Raw genomic sequence first — 19,323 nt, forward strand, 5'->3', positions numbered from 1 at the left:
TGATCTTCTCCTCGACGAACTTCTCGACCTTGTTCTTGACGGAGGCCATCATGCGCCCTCCCCGATCTCGTAGTCGTCCTCGTCGGCGAACGAGACGTTCGTGTCGATCCATTCCTTGCGCGGTTCGACGTCGTCGCCCATCAGGATCGAGATCCGACTCTCGGCGTCGGCGAGGTCCTCGACGTGCACGCGGACGAGCGTGCGCGTCTCGGGGTTCATGGTGGTGTCCCAGAGCTGCGGCGCGTTCATCTCGCCGAGGCCCTTGTAACGCTGGATGTTGTAGGTCCGGAAGGTCTTGCAGATCTCTTCGCGGTCCTCCTCGGTCCAGGCGTACCGGACCTCCTCCTTCTTGCCGATCTTCGTGATCTTGTAGAGCGGCGGGAGGGCGATGTAGAGGCGTCCCGCCTCGACGAGCGGACGCATGTAGCGGAAGAAGAACGTGATCAGGAGGACCTGGATGTGGGCGCCGTCGGTGTCGGCGTCGGTCATGATGATGATCTTGTCGTAGTTGGACTTCTCGATCCGGAAGTCGCCGCCGAGGCCGGCGCCGACGGTCGCGATGATCGTCGAGATCTCCTCGTTCTTGAGGACGTCCTCCATCTTCTGCTTCTCGGAGTTGATGACCTTCCCGCGAAGCGGTAGGATCGCCTGGAAGCGGCGGTCGCGGCCCTGCTTGGCGGAGCCGCCGGCGGAATCGCCCTCGACCAGGAAGAGCTCGTTCACCTTCGGGTTCTTGGTGCCGGCGGGAGAGAGCTTGCCGGAGAGGATCGTCTCGGTCTTCGAGACCTTCTTCACGAGCCGCGCGTCGTCGCGCGCCTTGCGGGCGGCGTCGCGGGCGTTGCGTGCCTGAAGCGCCTTCTCGACGAGCGAGGAGGAGAGCTGCGGCGATTCGACGAGGAAGGTCAAAAGCTGCTCGTTCACGACCGTCTCGACGGCCGGACGGGCTTCGGGACTGCCGAGCTTGTTCTTCGTCTGGCCTTCGAACTGAAGGAGGTTTTCCGGGATGCGGACGGAGATGATCGCGGTGAGGCCCTCGCGGATGTCGGCGCCGTCGAGGCCCTCGTCCTTCTCCTTGATCAGGTTCATCTTGCGGGCGTAGTCGTTCATCACCTTGGTGAAGGCCGACTTGAGGCCGGTCTCGTGGGTGCCGCCGTCCTTGGTGCGGACGTTGTTGACGAAGCTGATGATGTTCTCATTGTAGATCTTGGCGTACTGGAAGGCGACCTCGACCTCGATCTGGTTGGCCTTGCCCTCGAAGAAGTGGGTCGGGTGGAGGACCGTCTTGGCGGTGTTGAGGTAGTCGACGAAGGCCTTCAGGCCGTCGTTGTAGAGGTACGTCTCGCGCGTCTTGGAGCGTTCGTCGACGAGCTGCATGCGCAGTCCCTTGACGAGAAACGCGCTCTCTCTCAGGCGCTCCTGGAGCGTCTGGAAGTTGAAGAGCGTCGTCGAAAAGATCGTCGGATCGGGCTTGAACCACACTTCCGAACCGACCTTGCGCGATTCGCCGATGACGATCAGGTCCTTGACCTTCTTGCCCCGCTCGAAGCGCATCTGGTACATCAGGCCGTCGCGGTGGACGGTGACCTCGAGGAACTCCGACAGGGCGTTGACCGCCGAGGCGCCGACGCCGTGGAGGCCGCCGGACACCTTGTAGGCGCCGCCCTCGCCGCCGAACTTGCCGCCGGCGTGGAGCTTCGTGAAGATGACCTCGACCGCGGACATGCCGGAACTGTGCATGTCGACGGGCATGCCTCGACCGTCGTCGCTGACGACGACGGAGTTGTCTTCCTTGATGACGACCTTGATGCTCGAACCGTACCCGGCGAGGACCTCGTCGATCGAATTGTCGACGATTTCCCAGACGAGATGGTGGAGTCCGCGCGCGTCGGTGCTGCCGACGTACATGCCGGGGCGCTTGCGGACCGCTTCGAGGCCTTCGAGGATCTGGATCGATTGGGCGTTGTAGGTGTTCGTGATTTTCTCGCTCATGCTGCCGTCCCCTTCGTTTTTCTCGCTTCCATTATACCAAAACTTTCACCATATTTATACTTTAATTCGGCTGCGCGCGTGATATAATGATGCCCATGGAAAGGGGGGAATAACGTGAACTTCATCCTGCTCGCCGTCGCCTACCTGCTCGGCTCGATCCCGTTCTCGCTCATCCTCGGACTGCTCTTCCAGGGCAAGGACATCCGCAAGTACGGATCCGGCAACCTCGGCACGACGAACGCTTTCCGCGTCTTCGGACGTCCGATCGGCTTTGCCGTGCTCTTCGCGGACACCCTGAAGAGCGGCCTGATCGTCTTCCTCATCCTGCATACGCGGCTGTTCGACGGGGTCGAACTCTTCCATCCGGTCGTCTACGGCGTCGCCTCGGTCCTCGGTCACTGCTTCCCCGTCTGGCTTTCCTTCAAGGGCGGGAAGGGCGTGGCCTCGTCGTTCGGCCTGTTGCTCGCGTATGAACCGTTGCTCGCGCTCGGCCTCCTCGGCGTCTTCCTCGTCACCGAATACCTGACCCGCTACGTTTCGGTCTCCTCGACCGTCGGCGCGCTGTCCGCGGTCCTCTTCGTGACCCTCCGGCATTTTCTCTGGAAAGCCGACCTCGGACTCGTGATCGCGACCGCGTTCGTCGCCGCGGTCATCGTCTACCGCCACCGCGCGAACTACCGCCGGCTCAGGGCAGGTACCGAGAACAAGGTGCATCTCTTCGACCTGATCGACCGTTTCTTCAAGAAGGCTTCCTGAGAAGGGGGCCTTTTTCATTCGACGTCGCTGTTTCCGGAATGTCTTTTTTTTAGTTTTCTTCACTCAAGTTCAATATTTCCGTCACGAAATCCGTATATTTGATGAAACCTGAAGGGAGGTTCCAACCATGTCACTCAAGAAACTCATCGTCGGATTCGCGATGGCGGCGATCGCCATCGGCATCTTCGTCGGCTGCGCAAGCGTCTCCGCGGACGACACCTACGTCACACTCGACATCAACCCCAGCATCGATCTGACCGTCTCCGGCAACGACAAGGTCCTCGATGCCAGCGCGCTCAACGAGGACGGCGAGGTCCTGCTCCTCGAACTCGACCTGATCGGCGAAAAGTCCGCCGACGCGATCGAGATGATCGTCGACAAGGCGATCGACCTCGGCTTCATCGACATCGAAGCCGCCGAGACGGTCGTTTCCGTCTCCGCGATTTCGGAAAACGCCGAACTCGGCGAAACCGTGAGGACCCGCGTGAAGGAATCGATCGACGAAGCCTTCATGAACCGCGGGATGATGGGCAAGGCCCAGGACAAGGCGTACGACGGCTCGACCGCCGCCCAGGCCGGCGCCCTCGGCGTCTCGCCCGCCCAGTACCAGCTGGCGAAACGCGTCTGCGACCTCGACGACACGCTTGCGATCGAGGATGCGGTCGCGATGACCCCGACCGAGCTCATGGCCCGGGTCAAGACCATGAAGCAGGCGAACAAGGACGTCGCCCAGGCGCTCAAGGACGCGTTCCAGGCGGAACGCGACCTGATCAAGGAAGAGTACCTGCCGCAGATCGAGGCCCTCGAGGCCCAGATCGCCACCGTCGAAGGCGAGGGCGGGGACACCGCCGCGCTCGAAAGCGAACTTGCGGCTCTCGTCGATGCCTTCCATGCGGAACTCGCCGCGCTCCGCGACACCTACCACGCGGATTCGGTCCAGCTCCAGGAACAGACCCGTACGACCTACAACGCCCGCGTGAGCGAGCATGCCCAGGCCGTCGAGGCGTGGCGCAACCAGACCCAGACCCGCAAGGCGGAGTTGGAGGACGAGATCGACGACTACCAGAAGGGGACGACGACCACGCAGACCACCCAGACCACCCAGACGTCCCAGACGAACGGGACCGGCGGGAACTGAATCGCACGGAATACGACGAAGGGGACGAAGCCCGCAAGCTTCGTCCCCTTTTTTTCGCCGATGGAAAAAAGGCGCGTCCCGGGGGACGCGCCGAACCGATTCACTTCGCCTGCTTCATCGACGCCATGACCTGGCGTACCTGTTTCTCGGACGGAGTCCGGCCCATCTGGGACATCATCGCACGGATCATGTTCTCGTTGACGGGAGGATTCTTCTCGAGATACTTCTTGAAGACGTTCCGCGAGATGAAGAACCCCGCGATGCCCCCTCCGAGCAGGAGGAGGATGGGAACGACGATGACGATCCAGAGCTGCAGTTCGACCATGACTCATACCACCTTTCGACACGATACCATTGTATCAAACGACGACCCGTTTTGGCAAGTACATTCGACGGCGCGGGGAGCGGTTTCACCGCCGTCCTTTCCCTTTGGACCTTTACAAACGGACCGCTTTCGGTTACAATGGTTTCGTGCCACAAACAACATCCTTTGGAGGGTCACCATGCCGAGAAAGATCCTGGACACCTGCATCGCCTGCGGAACCTGCAAGTCGAACTGCCCCGTGGACTGCATCGCCGAGGGCGCCATCTACGTCATCGATGCCGATCAGTGCATCGACTGCGGCGTCTGCGAAGCGAACTGCCCGGTCAGCTGCATCATCGCCGAATAGCGGAACCAAGAGACGACGCCGAGCGCGTCGTCTTTTGGTTCCATGGAAGGAAAAATCCCGATGCCGGTTCAACCCGGCCTCGGGATTTTTTCATCGGACTACTTGCGGAAATAGGCGGCGACGCGGCGGAGCGAGGCGAGCAGCACCTCGTCCTCCTCGACCTTGAGGTCCTCGAAGATCGAGTCGATCATGCCGGCGTGGAACTTCGCGTGGATCTCAAGCGTCCGATGCGCGGCCGGGGTGAGCTCGACGAGCACCTTGCGGCGGTCGACGTCGGGACGGCGGCGCAGCACGTAGCCCTTGTTCGCGAGCGTCGCGACGGAGGTCGTGAGCGAGCCGACGGTGATCCCGAGTTTGGCCGCGATCGCCGTCATCGACGGCTCGGGGACGTTCTCGACCGCCTCGAGCACGTGGATCTCCGTCATCGAAAGGGGCACGCCGGCTTGACGCAGCGCCTCCTCCTCGATGGCCAGGATGCGGTTGAAAATCTCGACGAGCAGTTCGTTGATCAGTTTCTTGGCTTCGCTCATGGGGTCGGTTCTCCTTTTCGCTTCTTACTGGACGACGATGTAGCCGAGTCCCATCGTGCCGGGGCCGGCATGGCAGCCGACGACCGGGGTGAGGGGCACGAGCTTGACGTCCTTCAGGCCGTGCTTCTCTTCGAGCTCGTCCTTCAGGTCGGCGACTTCGTTGAAGTTGTTGGTGTAGACGATGAAGCTCTCGACGGTCTTCCCGGCGACTTCGCCGAGGAAGCGCTCGACCATCGCCTCGCGGGCCTTGGAAGTGGTGCGGATCTTCTCGATGGTCACGACCTTGCCTTCCTTCGAGACCTCGAGCAGCGGCTTGAGCTTGAGGAGCGTCCCGAAGAAGCCGGCGGCGTTCGAGAGGCGGCCGTTCTTGACGAGGTACTTGAGGGTATCGACGGCGACGAAGATGTGCTGGCCGTCGCGGATCTTCCCGAGTTCCTCGAGGATCTTCTCGGCCGGGACGTTCTGGTCGGCGAGCTTCTGCGCGGTAAAGGCCATCTTCGCTTCGGGATAGGCGACCGTGCGGGAATCGAAGACGTGCACCTTGACGCCCTCGATCATCTTCGCGGCCAGGACCGCGTTCTGGTACGTGCCGGAGAGCTTCTCGGAGATCGTGATCGCGATGATCTCGTCGCAGCCGGAGGCATGCATCTCCTCGTACATCTTGAGGATGTTGCCGGTCGAGGTCTGCGCCGTGCGCACGTTCAGTTCCGGATTCTTGACCAGCATGGCGTAGAAGTCGTCGGCGTTGATGTCGACGAAATCCTCGTATTCCTTGTCTTCGACCATCAGGACCGATCGAAAGATCCTGATGCGCTTGTCGTGGACGGCGTAATCGATGCCCGAATTGCCGCACACGGCGATGCCGATTTTACCCATTGTCTTCGCTCCTTGTCGTCATTGTCTGACTTTACTTTGAATTTCAAACAATAATATACCATGAGCGGAAACGAAAAGCAAGCGGAATGGATGCGATTTCACACGGTTTCGTACGGATCGGTCTCGATTGCGGAGGCGACGATCCGGACGTCGGGGAAGGCGGCGGCGAGTTCTTCCGCGATCGCGGCCTTGAAGACCTTCTCGGCGTAGTGGCCGACGTCGAGGACGGAGAGTCCCATCTGGACGCAGTCGAGGGCGGTGTGGTAGGTGACGTCGCCGGTCACGTAGAGGTCGCAGCCGCGACGCTTGGCCTGGCCGACGTGGTTCGATCCGGAACCGCCGGAGACGCCGATGACGGACACGTTTCTGTCGAGGGTGCCGATGAAGCGCGCCGTCGAGACGCCGAGGGCGGCCTTGATCTTCATGATCGCCTGCGACATCGGCTGCGGGTCGACGTCGCCGTAGCGGCCGATGCGTTCCTCCTCGTCGAGCAGCTTCGGCTCGCGGATCCCGATCAGCTTCGCGAGCCGGTCGTTCATCCCGCCTTCGGCGAGGTCGTAGTTGGTGTGCATGGCGTAGAGCGCGACGTCGTTCTTGACGAGCCTGTCGATCATCCAGCCGCGCGGACTCTCGGTCGCGATCGAGGCGACCGGCTTGAAGATGAGCGGATGGTGGGTCACGATCAGGTCGGCCTTGAGGGCGATCGCTTCCTTCACGACCTCCTTCGTCACGTCGAGCGTGACGAGGACGACGGACGCCTTCCGGTTGAGCGAGCCGACCTGGAGGCCGACGTTGTCCCAGTCGTAGGCAAGCGTCTTCGGATACTTCGTTTCGAGATGTTTCGTGATGTCGGAAAGGTTCATGGAATCAGCTCCCTGAGAAAGTCGATGCGGATCTGGAGGAGACGCCGCTTGAGGGGATCGACCGCGGCGGCGCGGCCGCGCTCCAGCGCGTCGATCAGTCCCGCGACGTAGGTGCGGAAGGCTTCGTTTCGTTCCTTGAGGATCAGCGGCCCGAACTCGCGCTCCGCGTCCGAAAGCGCCATCCGTCCGGGGACGGCGGAGAGGATCTGGTAGTGCTTCCCGCGTTCGGCGAGAAACGCCTCGCGCTCGATCGCATAATCGTGTTCCTCGAGCCAGGCGCGGACGACGGCCGCCTCGGACTGGGGTCCGAGGACGAGCCGGCGGACGCTCGTGAGGTCTGCGGTTTCGAGGATTCTTCGGATCATCGCGCCGCCCATGCCGAGGACGCAGACGACGTCGCAGCCGTGCCCTGCAGGCAGGCCGTCCCGAAGGACGGTTTCGATGCGGTCGGACAACCCGGCGCGGGCGACGTTTCCGGTCGCCTTCGACAGGGGACCGGGCTTGTCGTCGATCGCGAGCGCGGCCTTCGCCTTCCCGCGGGCGACGGCCTCGATCGCGAGGAAACCATGGTCGGCGCCGACGTCGGCGAGCCTTTCGGCTGCGGGTACGAAGGCGAGCGCCGCTTCGAGCCTCGGACCGAGATCGGCCATCCTAGTGGTTGTTGGTGAAATCCTTCAGCTTCTTGGAGCGCGAAGGATGGCGGAGCTTGCGGAGCGCCTTGGCTTCGATCTGGCGGATGCGCTCGCGCGTCACGCCGAATTCCTTGCCGACCTCCTCGAGCGTCCGAGTGCGGCCGTCGAGCAGGCCGAAGCGCATGCGGAGGACCTTCTCCTCGCGATCCGTGAGGGTCTCGAGGACGGCGTCGAGCTCGCGCTTCAGCATCTCCTTGGAGGTGTACTCGTAGGGGGTGAGTGTGTCCGGGTCGGCGATGAAGTCGCCGAGCGAAGAGTCCTCCTCCTCGCCGACCGGGCTCTCGAGCGAGATCGGTTCCTGCGCGACCTTCTGGATGATCTGGACCTTCTCGACCGAGATCTTCATCTCGGCCGCGACCTCGTCCGGATACGGTTCGCGGCGCAGCTTCTGGGTGAGCGTGCGCTGGGTGCGCACGAGCTTGTTGATGGTCTCGACCATGTGGACCGGGATCCGGATCGTGCGCGCCTGGTCGGCAATCGCGCGGGTGATGGCCTGGCGGATCCACCAGGTCGCGTAGGTCGAGAACTTGAAGCCCTTGGTGTGGTCGAACTTGTAGACGGCCTTCATCAGGCCCATGTTGCCTTCCTGGATCAGGTCGAGGAACTGCATTCCCCGGCCGACGTAGCGCTTCGCGATCGAGACGACGAGGCGGAGATTGGCCTCGACCAGCTTCTTCTCGGAGAACTGGCCGCGCTTGTAGAGTTCCTCGACCTCGACGCGTTCCTCGTCGGGAACGGTCTCGCCGGCCTGGACGCGGGCGTCGTAGGCATCCTTCGCCTTGCGGGCTCGCGAGATCAGGGTGGCGAGTTCGTATTCTTCATCGTTGGAGAGGAGTTCGACGCGGCCGATCTCCTTCAGGTACATGCGGACAGGATCGTCGACCTTGATCGAGACGCTCGAGTCGTACTGCTTCTCGCGCATCAGTTCCTCTTCGATCTCCTTCGCGTAGTCGACGAAGTCGAGCAGCTCGTCTTCGGAGATGTCGGCGTCGGAGAGTTCGTCGAGGTCGATGAAGTCGTCCTCCTCCTCGGCGGCTGCGGCCTCCTCGGGAGTCGCCGGGCCTTCGGGCTCGACCTCGTCGAGGAGTTCTTCCTCGAACGGTTCGTCGGCCGGAATCGCCGCCTCTTCCGTTTCTTCCTCTTCGGGTTCGTCGACGGTTTCCGGAGCGACGGCCTCGGCGTAGACGCCCTCTTCCTCGAGCATCATCTGCAGGTCGTCGAAGAGGATCGACTCCTCGGGGGCGTACTTCTTGATGTCGTCGAGGGTGACGTATCCCTGCTTCTCGTTCAGGGCGATGAGTTTCTTCAGGATGTCGTTCTTTTCCATAGGCTTTCTCTTCCTTTCCTGAGGTTGCGGATTTCTTCGGATTTCGCAAGATACGCGGGGTCGTCCTTGGCGAGACCCTCGCGCTCCGATTCGAGTTCCTTGATGCGGTCGTCGAAGCCGCGCGACTTGAGCGTCGTGATGCATTCGGCGAGGCCCTTCTCGGAATACTCGAGCTTCGCGACGATGATCGCGTCGAACTCGCGGCGGCGGTCGTTCGTCATGCGGCGGCCGATCTCGGCGACGAGGTCGGCGCCCGGATGGACCTCGAGGATGTCCTGCACTTCGAGCAGGACGACCTTGAGGAAGTCGTCGCGGACGAAATACGGCGTGAGTTCGGCTTCGATCCGGTTGCGGTACTGGACGTTCTGGAAATAGTAGTTCATCAGGTACACTTCGGCCGTGTAGTTGCGGTCGAGCCGGGCGACGCCGCCGGTCTTCCCGCGTTCGGCCGCCCGGGTGAGCTTCAGGTTCTTCGTGAAGCCGTAGGCGCGGAAGTCGGACATCAGGGTCTCGACGTCGATCTTCAGGTCGGCCGCGAGCTTCTCGACGAAGGTGCGGATCAATGTCCCCGAGTTTTCCCGGATGAGCCAGTCGAAGAGGTCGAGCTTGACCTTCTCGACCGCCGCCGGACGGCGGAGGTCGGCGTGGCGCACGAGACGCTGGTAGGCGAACTCGTACTTGTCGGCCTGGTTCTCCTCGACGTACGCGCGGTACTTCGCCGGCGAATACTTGCGGCAGTACTCGTCGGGGTCGAGTCCTTCGGGAAGCAGGAGGATCGTGACTTCGAGCTTCGCCTCCTCGAGGATCGGGATCGCCTTGCCCATCGCCTCGAAGCCCGGGGCGTCGCCGTCGTAGCAGAGCACGACCTTGTCGGCGTAGCGCTTGAGGAGGTTCGCCTGGGCCGGCGTGAGCGCGGTGCCCATCGAGGCGACCGCCTCGCGGACGCCGGCGTTCACGGAGGCGATGACGTCCATGAAGCCCTCGTAGAGGAAGACCCGCTTCGCCGTCTTGATCGCCGGCTGGGCGCGGTCGAGGTTGTAGACCGTCTCGCCCTTCGTGAAAATCTCGGTGAACGGGCTGTTCACGTACTTCGGCTCGTTCTCCGCCTTCCGGTAGAGCCGGCCGGAGAAGGCGACGACCTTGCCGTACTCGTTCCTGATCGGGAACATCACGCGGTTGCGGAAGAGGTCGTAGTAGTTGCCTTCGGCGTTCTTCTTGATCAGCCCGATCTGAAGCATGTCGAGCTCCTGGTACCGCCCCTTCAGGTTGCGGTAGAGCTGGTCGGCCGCATCGGGGGCGAAGCCGAGTTCGAACTGCTGGATCGTGCGGAGGTCGAGGCCGCGGTTCAGGAGATACTCGAGCGCGGGCTTGCCTTCGGCCGAGTTTGTGAGCGCGAGCGCGTAGAAGTCGGTGGCCGTCGAGTTGATCTCGTAATAACGCTGAAACGACTCGTCCGGGCCGTATTTCCGGTCGAGTTCCAGCGGGATGCCGTGGCGGTCGGCGAGTTCCTTCATCGCCTCCGGCCAGGTGATGTTCTTGTACTTCTGCAGGAAGGCGGCGGCGTTGCCCTTCTCGCCGCATCCGAAGCAGTGGAAGATGTGCTTCTCGGGAGAGACGAAGAAGGACGGGGTCTTCTCGGAGTGGAACGGGCAGAGGCCCTTGTAGTTCTTGCCGGCGGGCTGGAGCTTCACGTACTCGCCGACGACGTCGACGATATCGACCGCGTTCATGATCGCGTCGATCGACTGCTGGCTGATGGGAGCCATGGAACCACCTCCTCCGACAAGATTCGATCCGGGTTCAGTTCAGATGCGCTTCGAGCCAGGCGGTCAGTTCGACCACCGGCACCTTGACCTGGGTCATGGCGTCGCGGTCGCGGACCGTGACGGTGCCGACGGTGAGCGTCTCCTCGTCGATCGTGACGCAGTACGGGGTGCCGATCGCGTCCTGGCGGCGGTAGCGCTTGCCGATGTTGCCGGCGTCGTCGTACTGGGTCGAAAACTTCTTCACGAGCATGGCGTAGATCTCGTTCGCCTTCTCGACGTGGAACTTCTTCATGAGCGGAAGCACGGCGACCTTCACCGGCGCGAGCTTCGGCGAGAGTCTGAGGACGATGCGCGACTCGGTCGTGCCTTCGACCGGCTCCTCGTCGTAGGCGTCGCAGAGCGCCGCCATCACGAGGCGTTCGACGCCGAGCGAGGGTTCGACGCAGTACGGGACGTACTTCTCGTTGGTCTCTGGATCGAGGTATTCGAGGCTTTCGCCGGAATGGGTCATGTGCGCCTTGAGGTCGTAGTCGGTGCGGGAGGCGATGCCCCACAGTTCGTCGAAGCCCCACGGGAAGTTGTAGTGGACGTCGGTCGTGGCGTTCGAGTAGAACGAGAGCTTCTCCTTCGGATGGTCGTAGAGGCGGATGTTCTCCTCCTTGAGTCCGAGCGACTTGAGGAAGTCGACGGCGAACTTCTTCCAGTATGCGAACCATTCGAGTTCGGTGCCGGGCTTCACGAAGAACTCCAGTTCCATCTGTTCGAACTCGCGGGTCCGGAAGACGAAGTTGCCGGGGGTGATCTCGTTGCGGAAGGACTTCCCGATCTGGCCGATCCCGAACGGGATCTTCCGGCGGGAGGCGCGCTGGACGTTCTTGAAGTTCAGGAAGATCCCCTGGGCCGTCTCCGGCCGCAGGTAGATCGTCGACTTGGCGTCCTCGACGACCCCCTGGAAGGTCTTGAACATGAGGTTGAACTCGCGGATCTCGGTGTAGTCGACGGCGCCGCAGACCGGGCACTTGATCTTGTGTTCGACGATGTAGTCGTACATCGTCTTCTTGTCCCAGCCGTCGGCGTCGACGGCGCCCTTGGTGAAGGCCTCGATCAGCTTGTCGGCGCGGTGGCGCGACTTGCACGACTTGCAGTCCATGAGCGGATCCTGGAACGACTTCAAATGTCCGGAGGCCACCCAGGTCTCCGGATTCAGGATGATCGACGAGTCGAGTCCGACGTTGTAGGGGTTCTGCGAGACGAACGCCTCCCACCACGCCTTCTTGACGTTGTTCTTCAGTTCGACGCCGAGGGGACCGTAATCCCAGGTGTTGGCGAGACCGCCGTAGATTTCCGAACCCTGGAAGACGAATCCGTACTGCTTGGCGTAGGTGACGAGCTGGTCGAGCGTGATCCTCATGGTGTCCTTCCTCCCAAAACCGCATAATGACTCATAATAATTATATATTCAAAATACGTAAAGTCAAGGCGTTATCGGAAAGCCGGCGGTGAAACGGCCGCCCGCATCCGGGCGAAACAAAACCGGATCGTCGGGTCAGTACCCGAGCAATCCGGACAGGACGGAACGCGATTTGGAGCGGAAGTTGAGATGGTAGGCGTACCAGTCGTCGAGGACGCGGCGGATCTCCGCGGTCACCGCTTCCGACGGATGGTCCGCGAGCGGTTCCCGGAGGTCGAACAGGTACAGCGTCCGGAGCCAGCGGAAGGCTTCGTCGGACGCCGCCGGTCCCTCGGCGTGGTCGGGACATGCCAGTCCGCCGGACCGGACCCGGAAGGTGAGCCCGTCGGTCCGCCCGCAGGCGGCGCAGGCGGAGAACGCCGGGGCGACGCCGAGCAGGTGGAGGTACTTGAGTTCGAGCATGTGCAGGTAGTCGAGGTAATGGTCGTCGGCCGCGAGCCGCGCCATGATCTTCTTCACGAAGGCGAAGAACTTGGCGTGGTCGTAGTCGCCTTCCCCGAATCCGTGCACGAGCTCGGCGAGATGCTGGGCGCAGGTGAGGCGGACGAGGTCGGCTTTGATCGCCGGATAGCCGTCGGCGAGGTCGGCGTCGGTGACCGTCAGGATCTCCTTCCCGACCGCATGGAAGACCACCAGGTTCAGGTTCTCGGAAGCGGACAGGTAAGGGGAGCCGAGTTTCTTCGCGCCGTGGACGAGAAGCGACTTCATCCCCTCGGCGGTGTAGACGTGGAGGATCTTGCTCGATTCCTTGAACGGGATCTGCTTCAGGATCAGGGCTTCGAACGAGGCCATCCGCTCACCCCTTTTCGGGTTTGTATCCGTAGTTCTTGAGATAGTATTCGCGGTTGCGCCAGTCGGGTTCGACCTTCACGAAAAGTTCGAGGAAGACCTTCGTGCCGAGCAGTTCCTCGATGTCGAGGCGGGCGAGGGTGCCGATCTTCTTCAGCATCTCCCCCCGGTTTCCGATGATGATCGCCTTCTGGCCGGGACGCTCGACGACGATCGAGGCGTGGATTCCCATGGTAGTCTTGACGCCGTTCATCTTCATCTGGTCGACGACGACCATGACGGCGTGCGGGATCTCCTCGCTGGTGAGTTCGAGGATCTTCTCGCGGATCAGTTCGCCGACGAGGAACGATTCGGGACGGTCGGTGACCGACCCCTGCGGATAGAACCGCGGGCCTTCCTCGAAGGTCGCCTTGATGTCGTCGACGAGGGCTTCGACGTTCTGGCCGGTCAGCGCCGAGACGCCGTACGCACCCTTGAATTCGAAGGCGGCCTTGTACGCGTCGGCGGCGGTCTGGAGCCGCTTCCAGTCCTTGATCGCGTCGATCTTGTTGATGATCAGGAAAACGGGCGTTTTCGCGCTTTTTAGGTTTTTCAGAATCTCGATGTTCTCATGCTTGACGTCATCGTAGGCGTTCACCATGAAGAGCACGAGATCGACCGAACGGACCGTGTTCACGGCGGCCGTCGTCATGTACTCGCCGAGCTTCGTCTGACCGTGGTGGATGCCGGGGGTGTCGATGAAGACGATCTGCGACTCGTTGTCCTCGTAGATGCCGGTGATGAGGTCGCGGGTCGTCTGCGGCTTGTTCGAGACGATCGCCACCTTGCGTCCGAGGACGGTGTTGAGGAACGTCGACTTGCCGACGTTCGGTTCGCCGATGATCGTGACGAAACCGGATCGGAACATCAGAGGTCGCCCTCGGTGAAGGCCGCGGGAAGCAGGTCGGCGTTCCGGAATTCCTTGAGTTCGCCCTTGTTGTTGGCGAGCACGACCTGGGCGTCGTCCTCCATCAGTTCGCGCAGCACCTGGCGGCAGGAGCCGCACGGCGAGACGAAATACGGATGGTCGGTGTAGACCAGGATGCGGCGGATGTCCGCCTTCCGGACGCCCTGGGAATAAGCGGCGTAGATGGCGCTCCGTTCGGCGCAGTTGCTGAGGCCGTAGGCCGCGTTCTCGATGTTCACGCCTTTGAAAAGGGTGCCGTCCTTGAGTTCGAGGACGGCCGAGACGGCGAATTTCGAGTAGGGCGAATAGCTGTTCTTGATGTTGTCGCGGGCGATCTGGTAGAGTTTGTCCATACGAGTCAGTTCCTCCTCAGTCCGCACGCCTGGAGGATCGTCTCCTGGAGCGCGAACATCGTTTTTTCGTCTTCCGGCGTCATGTGGTCGTAGCCGGTGCAGTGCAGAAAACCGTGGACGGCGAGGAAGCCGAGCTCGCGCGTGAACGGGTGTCCGAAGGATTCGGCCTGTTCCTTCGCGCGCGGCACGGAGATGAAGACGTCGCCGAGTTCGGTTCCGCCGTCCTGGTTGTCGAAGCTGATCACGTCGGTGACGCGATCGATCTTGCGGTATTCGGCGTTGATCCGGCGGATCTCCTCGTCGTCGACGAGGATGATCGAGATGATCCTCCTGCCATGCAGGCGGAGCGTCTTATACGCCTGCTTCAGCGCCGTCTCGATCGTCGGGAGATAGAGGGCGTCCTGGTCGTCGAACTGGTTCACGAAGTTAATCCTGAGCATGTTCGAACCTCTCGAGGATGGTCTGGACGAGCGGATGGCGGACGACGTCGATCTTGTCGAAGAGCTGGATCGCGATCCCGGGGACGTCGCCGAGGATCCGCGCCGCCTTGACGAGGCCCGGTTCGACGTGCTTGGGCAGGTCGCTCTGGGTGACGTCGCCGGTGACGATCATCTTCGAACCGAAGCCGAGGCGGGTGAGGAAGAGCTTCATCTGGTTGGCGGTCGTGTTCTGCGCCTCGTCGAGGATCACGTAGGCGTTCTCGAGCGTACGGCCGCGCATGTAGGCGAGCGGCGCGATCTCGATCGTGCCCTGCTCGATCATCGTCTGCGCGGTCTTGACGCCGAGCACTTCGTTGAGGGCGTCGTAGAGCGGTCGGAGGTATGGGTCGACCTTCTCCTTCATGTCGCCGGGCAGGAAGCCGAGGTTCTCGCCGGCTTCGACGGCGGGACGGGTGAGGATGATCTGCTTGACGTCGCCGTCGCGCAGCTTCCTGATCCCGACGAGGACGGCGAGGTAGGTCTTGCCGGTGCCGGCGGGACCGATGCCGAGGACGACGTCGTTCTTCTCGATCGCCTCGAGGTACTTCTTCTGGTTCAGGGTCTTGGCGTAGATCGGCTTGCCGGCGTAGTTCTTGATGATCTCGCGGCGGTTCAGGAAGAGGTCGTGGATCTCGTCGTCGGAGACCGTCGGGAGGAGGTTTTTGAGATAGATGACATCGCGTTCGTTGAAGAAGACGTTGCGATGCGCGAGCGTCTTCAGGATCGCGAGCATGCGGGTGAGTTCGGCGATCGCGGCCTCGTCGTGCGTGTCCGCCAGAATCTGGTTGTTCCCGGCGTACATCTCGAACTTGTACAGGCTTGAGAGCAGTTTCAGGTACTTGTCGTTCGTGCCCAAAATGCGGACCATTTCGGATACCGTCGACAGATTCAGGTCAAGTCTGGTCAAGTCGGTCATCGATCGCACCACTCCTTCGTCTTTCATTGATTATTATAACATAATACGCGGGATTGCCGATCAAGTCGCGGTTTTTCGAGGGAAAAAAAGCACTTCTCGAGGAAGTGCTTTCTGGATTCAGCCTTTACGCGTCTTGTTCTCTTTCGCCTTCAGCTTCTTGGAGACGCTCGGTTTCAGGTAGTACTCGCGTTTCCTCGCTTCAGCAAGGGTTCCGGCACGGGAGACGTCACGCTTGAAGCGGCGCAGCGCGTCTTCGATGGACTCGTTTTCTCTAACGACCGTTTTTGCCATGTGCTTTCACCCCTTTTCTTTTTTACCACTTAGGATTATACTGTATTTCCTTAAAAATGTAAACAAATATTTATCGAAACGAGTTTAAATGGAGCGCCTCGTGTGGTATCATTTTAGGTAGACCATGACGAGGTGATTGTGATGCATTATTCCCTGTTCGACATATCGACGCTGCTTGACAACTGGATGGTGGTGGCCGGCATCGCGGTGGCCGCGATCGCCGTTTTAGCGATCCTCGTGACCGTCTTCAACAAGACGCAGTACGCATCCCGGTACAAGGCGTTCTACAAGCGGATGGACAAGACGATCACCAAGCACTACAACTCCAACCTCCTGATCGAGAACGTCATCAAGAACTACGTGAGGGACGACACGAACACCTTCAAGTCGCTCAAAGCGAAGGGCAAGCGGGCCGTCAAGAAGTACTTCGACTATTATGTGAAGAACCTTCCCGAACTCGTCCTTCTGAAATCGTTCATCTCTCCCGACCGGAACAAGAACCAGCTCGCGATCGTGCTCCTCGACGAATACGACAAGGTCCTCTACAAGTGGGACAAGCGGCGCAAGGTCGACGGCCTGATCAAGGCGACGAACAAGTACCAGATGCTCAATCCGCTCATCGGCTTCCTCTTCGAACTGCCGATGAACATTAACGAAGCCGCCCCGTTCCGTTTCAAGAACAACGAAAATGACTACACCCTGACCTACGAGATCGTCAAGGACACCCGTCACGTGAAGCGCAAGATCAAGGAGAAGAAACTCTCCAAGCGCGAACAGAAGGCCCAGCAGAAGGTCGAAATGATCAAGGCGAAGAAAATCCAGAAGATGTCGAAAGCCGGTCGCTGACCGGCTTTCATTTTTCATGCGGGCGTCGGATCATCCATGACGGCCGGGGAGATGGGATATGCTTCTCCCGTCAACCGGACCGCCACCGGCTTCCCGATTCGGGAAGGATCGCCCGGAAAGCGGACCCGGAGGTAGTTCCCGGTATGACCCGTGAGCCACCCGTCCGCGGATCCCTCGGGGATCGCGACCATGCACGTCCCCACCTGGGAGCGGACGAACGCTTTCGCCATCTCGTCCGAAAGGTCGAGCAGCCGCTGGACGCGCCGCTTCTTTTCGATCGCGCCGACATCGTCGGGCAGCTTCGCCGCCGCGGTGCCGTCGCGGCGCGAGAAGGGGAACACGTGCAACTCGGAGAAGCCGATTCGCTTGATGAAGGAAAGTGAATTCTCGAAGTCCTCTTCCGTCTCCCCGGGGAAGCCGGCGATGACGTCGGTCGTGACCGACAGACCGGGGATCCGGGCGCGCAGGGACGCGATTTTCCGGGCGTAGTCGGCAGTCAGGTAGCGCCGGTTCATCGCCCTCAGAATCTTGTCCGAACCGCTTTGAAGCGGGATGTGAAGATGGTTCGCGAAGAGAGGATTCGACGCGATCGCGTCCACGACCTCCTCGGTGAGTTCGCTCTCCTCGATCGAGGAGATGCGGATCCGCTCGATTCCTTCGATCTTCGCGAGGTCGTCAAGGAGATCGGCGAAACGGTATCCGTCAAGGTCCTTCCCGTAGCCGCCGGTGTGGATCCCGGTGAGGACGATCTCATGGTACCCGTTCTCGCAAAGCCGCCTGGCCTCGTCGAGGACCGTCGCGGGGTCCTTCGAGCGGACGCGTCCGCGGGCGTACGGGATCACGCAGTACGAGCAGAAATTGTCGCAACCGTCCTCGATCTTGAGGAAGGCGCGGCGATGCCGGTCGAACCGGCGGATCGTCATCCCCTCGAAGCCGTCGCCGACGGACAAAGGCGAGACGCGCACGATCGGCGTTTTCGTCTTCAGGTATTCCTCGACGTAGAGGGGGGCCAGATGCCGGTCCTTCGTCCCGAGGACGACGGAGACCCCTTCGATCGCGGCGACCTTCTCCTGCTGCAGCTGGGAGTAGCAGCCCATCACCACGACGGCCGCGCCGGGATGGTCGCGGACGGCGCCGCGGATCGTCTGGCGCGACTTCGAATCGCCGATGTTCGTGACCGTGCAGGTGTTGACGACGACCACGTCGGCGGTTTCGCCCGGACGCGCGAGTTCGAAGCCGCGCACCTTGAAGAGTTCCGCGACAGCTTCGGTCTCGTAGCCGTTGACCTTGCAGCCGAGGGTGAGGAAGGCGGCCTTCACCGCGATGCCTCGAAGAGCGCGTCGAGTGCCGACAGCACGTACATCGAGGCGGTCTCGGAGCGCAGGATCCGGCTCCCGAGGCCGCAGACGACGCATCCGCGTGATTTCAGGAAGTCGAGTTCGTCGGGGGCGATCCCGCCCTCGGGTCCGACGATGAACAGGAGCTTTCCGTCGAGGTCCGCCGGCTTCACGACGCGGAAGAGCATGTCCTCGGTCCCGGACGCCTCGTAACAGACATAGACCCGGTCGTAGTCCGAGAACGGCAGGTCCGCGAGCTTCGCGACGGGACGGATCGACGGGATCGCGGTGCGGCGCGACTGTTCCGCCGCCTCCTTGGCGATCGCCCGGTAGCGTTCGAGCTTGCGGGGTTCGTCGGCAGGTTCGAGTTTCACGACGGAACGGGAGAAGACGGTCGGGACGATCTCGGCGGCGCCGAGTTCGGTCGCCTTCTCGATCATCCATTCGAACCGGTCCTTCCGGATGAGCGCCTGGGCGATCCCGACGAAGGGACCCGACGCCTTCGTTTCCAGTTCCCGGACGACGGCGAAGACGGCCGCGTCGGGTTCGAAGGCGCGCAAGACGCAAAGAAGGGCGCGCCCGTCCCCGTCGACGACGTGGACCTCCGCTCCCGGCTTCATCCGCATGACGTTCCTGATATGATGCAAGTCGCCGCCCGCGATCCGGACTTCCGTTCCGCATACGGCGGCGTTTTCCACGAAGTATCGCTGCATGTCCATCACCGTCCCCATTGTACCACACGAAGTCATGTTTGGAAAAGGGAAGCGGCCCTCGTCGGGCCGCTTCGCTTGTTCAGTTCCAATACGGATAGTCGCCGTTCTCGAGGTCGTTGATGATTGACAGGATCGGCGAGGAGCCGGTGAAGAAGTAGCGCGAGGAGGCGTTCTTGTCGAAGCCGCTGTCCTTGATCAGGAGCAGTGTCGGCGTGCCGACCTCGTTTTTACCGAGGGTCGTCAGAAAAACGGTCTCCTTTGTCGCGGTGGCGTTGTCGACGTTGAGGAAATAGATCGTGCGGTCGGCGTACGCGCCGGCGAAGGCGAGCACTTCGTCCTTGATCGAATTGCAGGTATAGCAGGATTCCGAATAGAGGTAGACGATGTAGGTGCCCTCGCGGCGGTTGAAGACCTCGTCGTAGTCCTCGATGTAGTCGAAGTCGTCGTAGTCGGGGCCGCCCAAGGTGGTCGTCGCCGTCTGGCAGGCGACGAGGGCGAAGCCGACGAGGAGGGTCAGGAGGGGGAAGAGGAGCCGTCTGATGGTCATGGTGCGATCCGCCTTTCGATGCGATAC

Annotated in this window: 22 protein-coding genes; 4 read left to right on the top strand and 18 right to left on the bottom strand. The window is 61.6% G+C overall.

From position 1 onward, the window contains the following. Nucleotides 1–48: 48 nt before the first annotated feature. Nucleotides 49–1,989 carry a DNA topoisomerase IV subunit B gene (gene parE / locus WC509_08030; protein MFA5007390.1) on the bottom strand — a complete coding sequence of 647 codons (1,941 nt, stop codon included), beginning with the start codon at nt 1,987–1,989 and terminating at the stop codon, nt 49–51. Nucleotides 1,990–2,103: 114 nt separating this feature from the next. Between parE and plsY the strand changes: the two genes are divergently transcribed. Both plsY and WC509_08040 read left to right on the top strand, forming a co-directional pair. Next, a complete protein-coding gene (gene plsY, locus WC509_08035; protein MFA5007391.1) occupies nt 2,104–2,745 on the top strand; it encodes a glycerol-3-phosphate 1-O-acyltransferase PlsY in 642 nt (213 codons plus the stop codon). A 127-nt stretch (nt 2,746–2,872) separates the two neighbouring features. Continuing rightward, nucleotides 2,873–3,883 (top strand): hypothetical protein, encoded by a 1,011-nt coding sequence (locus WC509_08040; GenBank protein ID MFA5007392.1) that lies wholly within the window; start codon nt 2,873–2,875, stop codon nt 3,881–3,883. A gap of 100 nt (nt 3,884–3,983) precedes the next feature. On the opposite strand, the gene WC509_08045 is transcribed toward WC509_08040, so the two are convergent. Beyond that, the gene (locus WC509_08045; GenBank protein MFA5007393.1) at nt 3,984–4,208 is read right to left on the bottom strand and encodes a YneF family protein; all 225 of its coding nucleotides are present in this window, start codon (nt 4,206–4,208) and stop codon (nt 3,984–3,986) included. Between the two features lie 178 nt (nt 4,209–4,386). On the opposite strand from WC509_08045, the gene WC509_08050 reads away from it, so the two are divergent. Continuing rightward, on the top strand, nt 4,387–4,554 hold the full coding sequence (locus WC509_08050) for a 4Fe-4S binding protein (protein MFA5007394.1): 168 nt from the start codon (nt 4,387–4,389) through the stop codon (nt 4,552–4,554). A gap of 98 nt (nt 4,555–4,652) precedes the next feature. Here the strand turns inward: WC509_08050 and WC509_08055 are convergent, their stop codons facing one another. The 13 genes from WC509_08055 to rpsU all read right to left on the bottom strand — a co-directional run bounded on the left by WC509_08055 (nt 4,653) and on the right by rpsU (nt 15,853). After that, a complete protein-coding gene (locus tag WC509_08055) occupies nt 4,653–5,084 on the bottom strand; it encodes a MarR family winged helix-turn-helix transcriptional regulator (GenBank protein ID MFA5007395.1) in 432 nt (143 codons plus the stop codon). A 24-nt stretch (nt 5,085–5,108) separates the two neighbouring features. After that, nucleotides 5,109–5,960 (bottom strand): DegV family protein, encoded by an 852-nt coding sequence (locus WC509_08060; protein MFA5007396.1) that lies wholly within the window; start codon nt 5,958–5,960, stop codon nt 5,109–5,111. A gap of 98 nt (nt 5,961–6,058) precedes the next feature. Continuing rightward, on the bottom strand, nt 6,059–6,823 hold the full coding sequence (locus WC509_08065; GenBank protein MFA5007397.1) for a Nif3-like dinuclear metal center hexameric protein: 765 nt from the start codon (nt 6,821–6,823) through the stop codon (nt 6,059–6,061). Next, nucleotides 6,820–7,473: a class I SAM-dependent methyltransferase gene (locus WC509_08070; GenBank protein MFA5007398.1), complete on the bottom strand. Its 654-nt coding sequence runs from the start codon at nt 7,471–7,473 to the stop codon at nt 6,820–6,822. Before WC509_08070 ends, WC509_08065 begins: the two co-directional genes overlap by 4 nt. Before the next feature lies 1 nt (nt 7,474). Beyond that, entirely contained in the window at nt 7,475–8,842 is a 1,368-nt protein-coding gene (gene rpoD, locus WC509_08075) for an RNA polymerase sigma factor RpoD (protein ID MFA5007399.1), read from the bottom strand. Then, entirely contained in the window at nt 8,821–10,608 is a 1,788-nt protein-coding gene (gene dnaG / locus WC509_08080; protein ID MFA5007400.1) for a DNA primase, read from the bottom strand. Before dnaG ends, rpoD begins: the two co-directional genes overlap by 22 nt. Before the next feature lie 34 nt (nt 10,609–10,642). Beyond that, a complete protein-coding gene (locus WC509_08085) occupies nt 10,643–12,019 on the bottom strand; it encodes a glycine--tRNA ligase (protein ID MFA5007401.1) in 1,377 nt (458 codons plus the stop codon). Nucleotides 12,020–12,154: 135 nt separating this feature from the next. Beyond that, complete coding sequence (recO, locus tag WC509_08090; protein ID MFA5007402.1) at nt 12,155–12,871, bottom strand: DNA repair protein RecO; 717 nt, start codon at nt 12,869–12,871, stop codon at nt 12,155–12,157. 4 nt (nt 12,872–12,875) lie between these two features. Then, entirely contained in the window at nt 12,876–13,775 is a 900-nt protein-coding gene (era, locus tag WC509_08095) for a GTPase Era (GenBank protein MFA5007403.1), read from the bottom strand. Beyond that, on the bottom strand, nt 13,775–14,167 hold the full coding sequence (cdd, locus tag WC509_08100; GenBank protein MFA5007404.1) for a cytidine deaminase: 393 nt from the start codon (nt 14,165–14,167) through the stop codon (nt 13,775–13,777). Before cdd ends, era begins: the two co-directional genes overlap by 1 nt. A gap of 5 nt (nt 14,168–14,172) precedes the next feature. Next, a complete protein-coding gene (gene ybeY / locus WC509_08105; protein ID MFA5007405.1) occupies nt 14,173–14,607 on the bottom strand; it encodes an rRNA maturation RNase YbeY in 435 nt (144 codons plus the stop codon). Continuing rightward, entirely contained in the window at nt 14,594–15,553 is a 960-nt protein-coding gene (locus WC509_08110; protein ID MFA5007406.1) for a PhoH family protein, read from the bottom strand. Before WC509_08110 ends, ybeY begins: the two co-directional genes overlap by 14 nt. Before the next feature lie 126 nt (nt 15,554–15,679). Beyond that, the gene (rpsU, locus tag WC509_08115; protein MFA5007407.1) at nt 15,680–15,853 is read right to left on the bottom strand and encodes a 30S ribosomal protein S21; all 174 of its coding nucleotides are present in this window, start codon (nt 15,851–15,853) and stop codon (nt 15,680–15,682) included. A 141-nt stretch (nt 15,854–15,994) separates the two neighbouring features. Between rpsU and WC509_08120 the strand changes: the two genes are divergently transcribed. After that, on the top strand, nt 15,995–16,699 hold the full coding sequence (locus tag WC509_08120) for a hypothetical protein (GenBank protein MFA5007408.1): 705 nt from the start codon (nt 15,995–15,997) through the stop codon (nt 16,697–16,699). Between the two features lie 14 nt (nt 16,700–16,713). On the opposite strand, the gene mtaB is transcribed toward WC509_08120, so the two are convergent. The 3 genes from mtaB to WC509_08135 all read right to left on the bottom strand — a co-directional run bounded on the left by mtaB (nt 16,714) and on the right by WC509_08135 (nt 19,296). Next, entirely contained in the window at nt 16,714–18,018 is a 1,305-nt protein-coding gene (mtaB, locus tag WC509_08125) for a tRNA (N(6)-L-threonylcarbamoyladenosine(37)-C(2))-methylthiotransferase MtaB (protein ID MFA5007409.1), read from the bottom strand. Then, entirely contained in the window at nt 18,015–18,749 is a 735-nt protein-coding gene (locus WC509_08130) for an RsmE family RNA methyltransferase (GenBank protein MFA5007410.1), read from the bottom strand. Before WC509_08130 ends, mtaB begins: the two co-directional genes overlap by 4 nt. Nucleotides 18,750–18,828: 79 nt before the next feature. Then, on the bottom strand, nt 18,829–19,296 hold the full coding sequence (locus WC509_08135) for a thioredoxin family protein (protein MFA5007411.1): 468 nt from the start codon (nt 19,294–19,296) through the stop codon (nt 18,829–18,831). Between the last annotated feature and the right edge of the window lie 27 nt (nt 19,297–19,323).

Source organism: Candidatus Izemoplasmatales bacterium (assembly GCA_041649275.1).
In the GTDB taxonomy this organism is placed as follows: Bacteria; Bacillota_I; Bacilli_A; order Izemoplasmatales; family Hujiaoplasmataceae; genus UBA12489.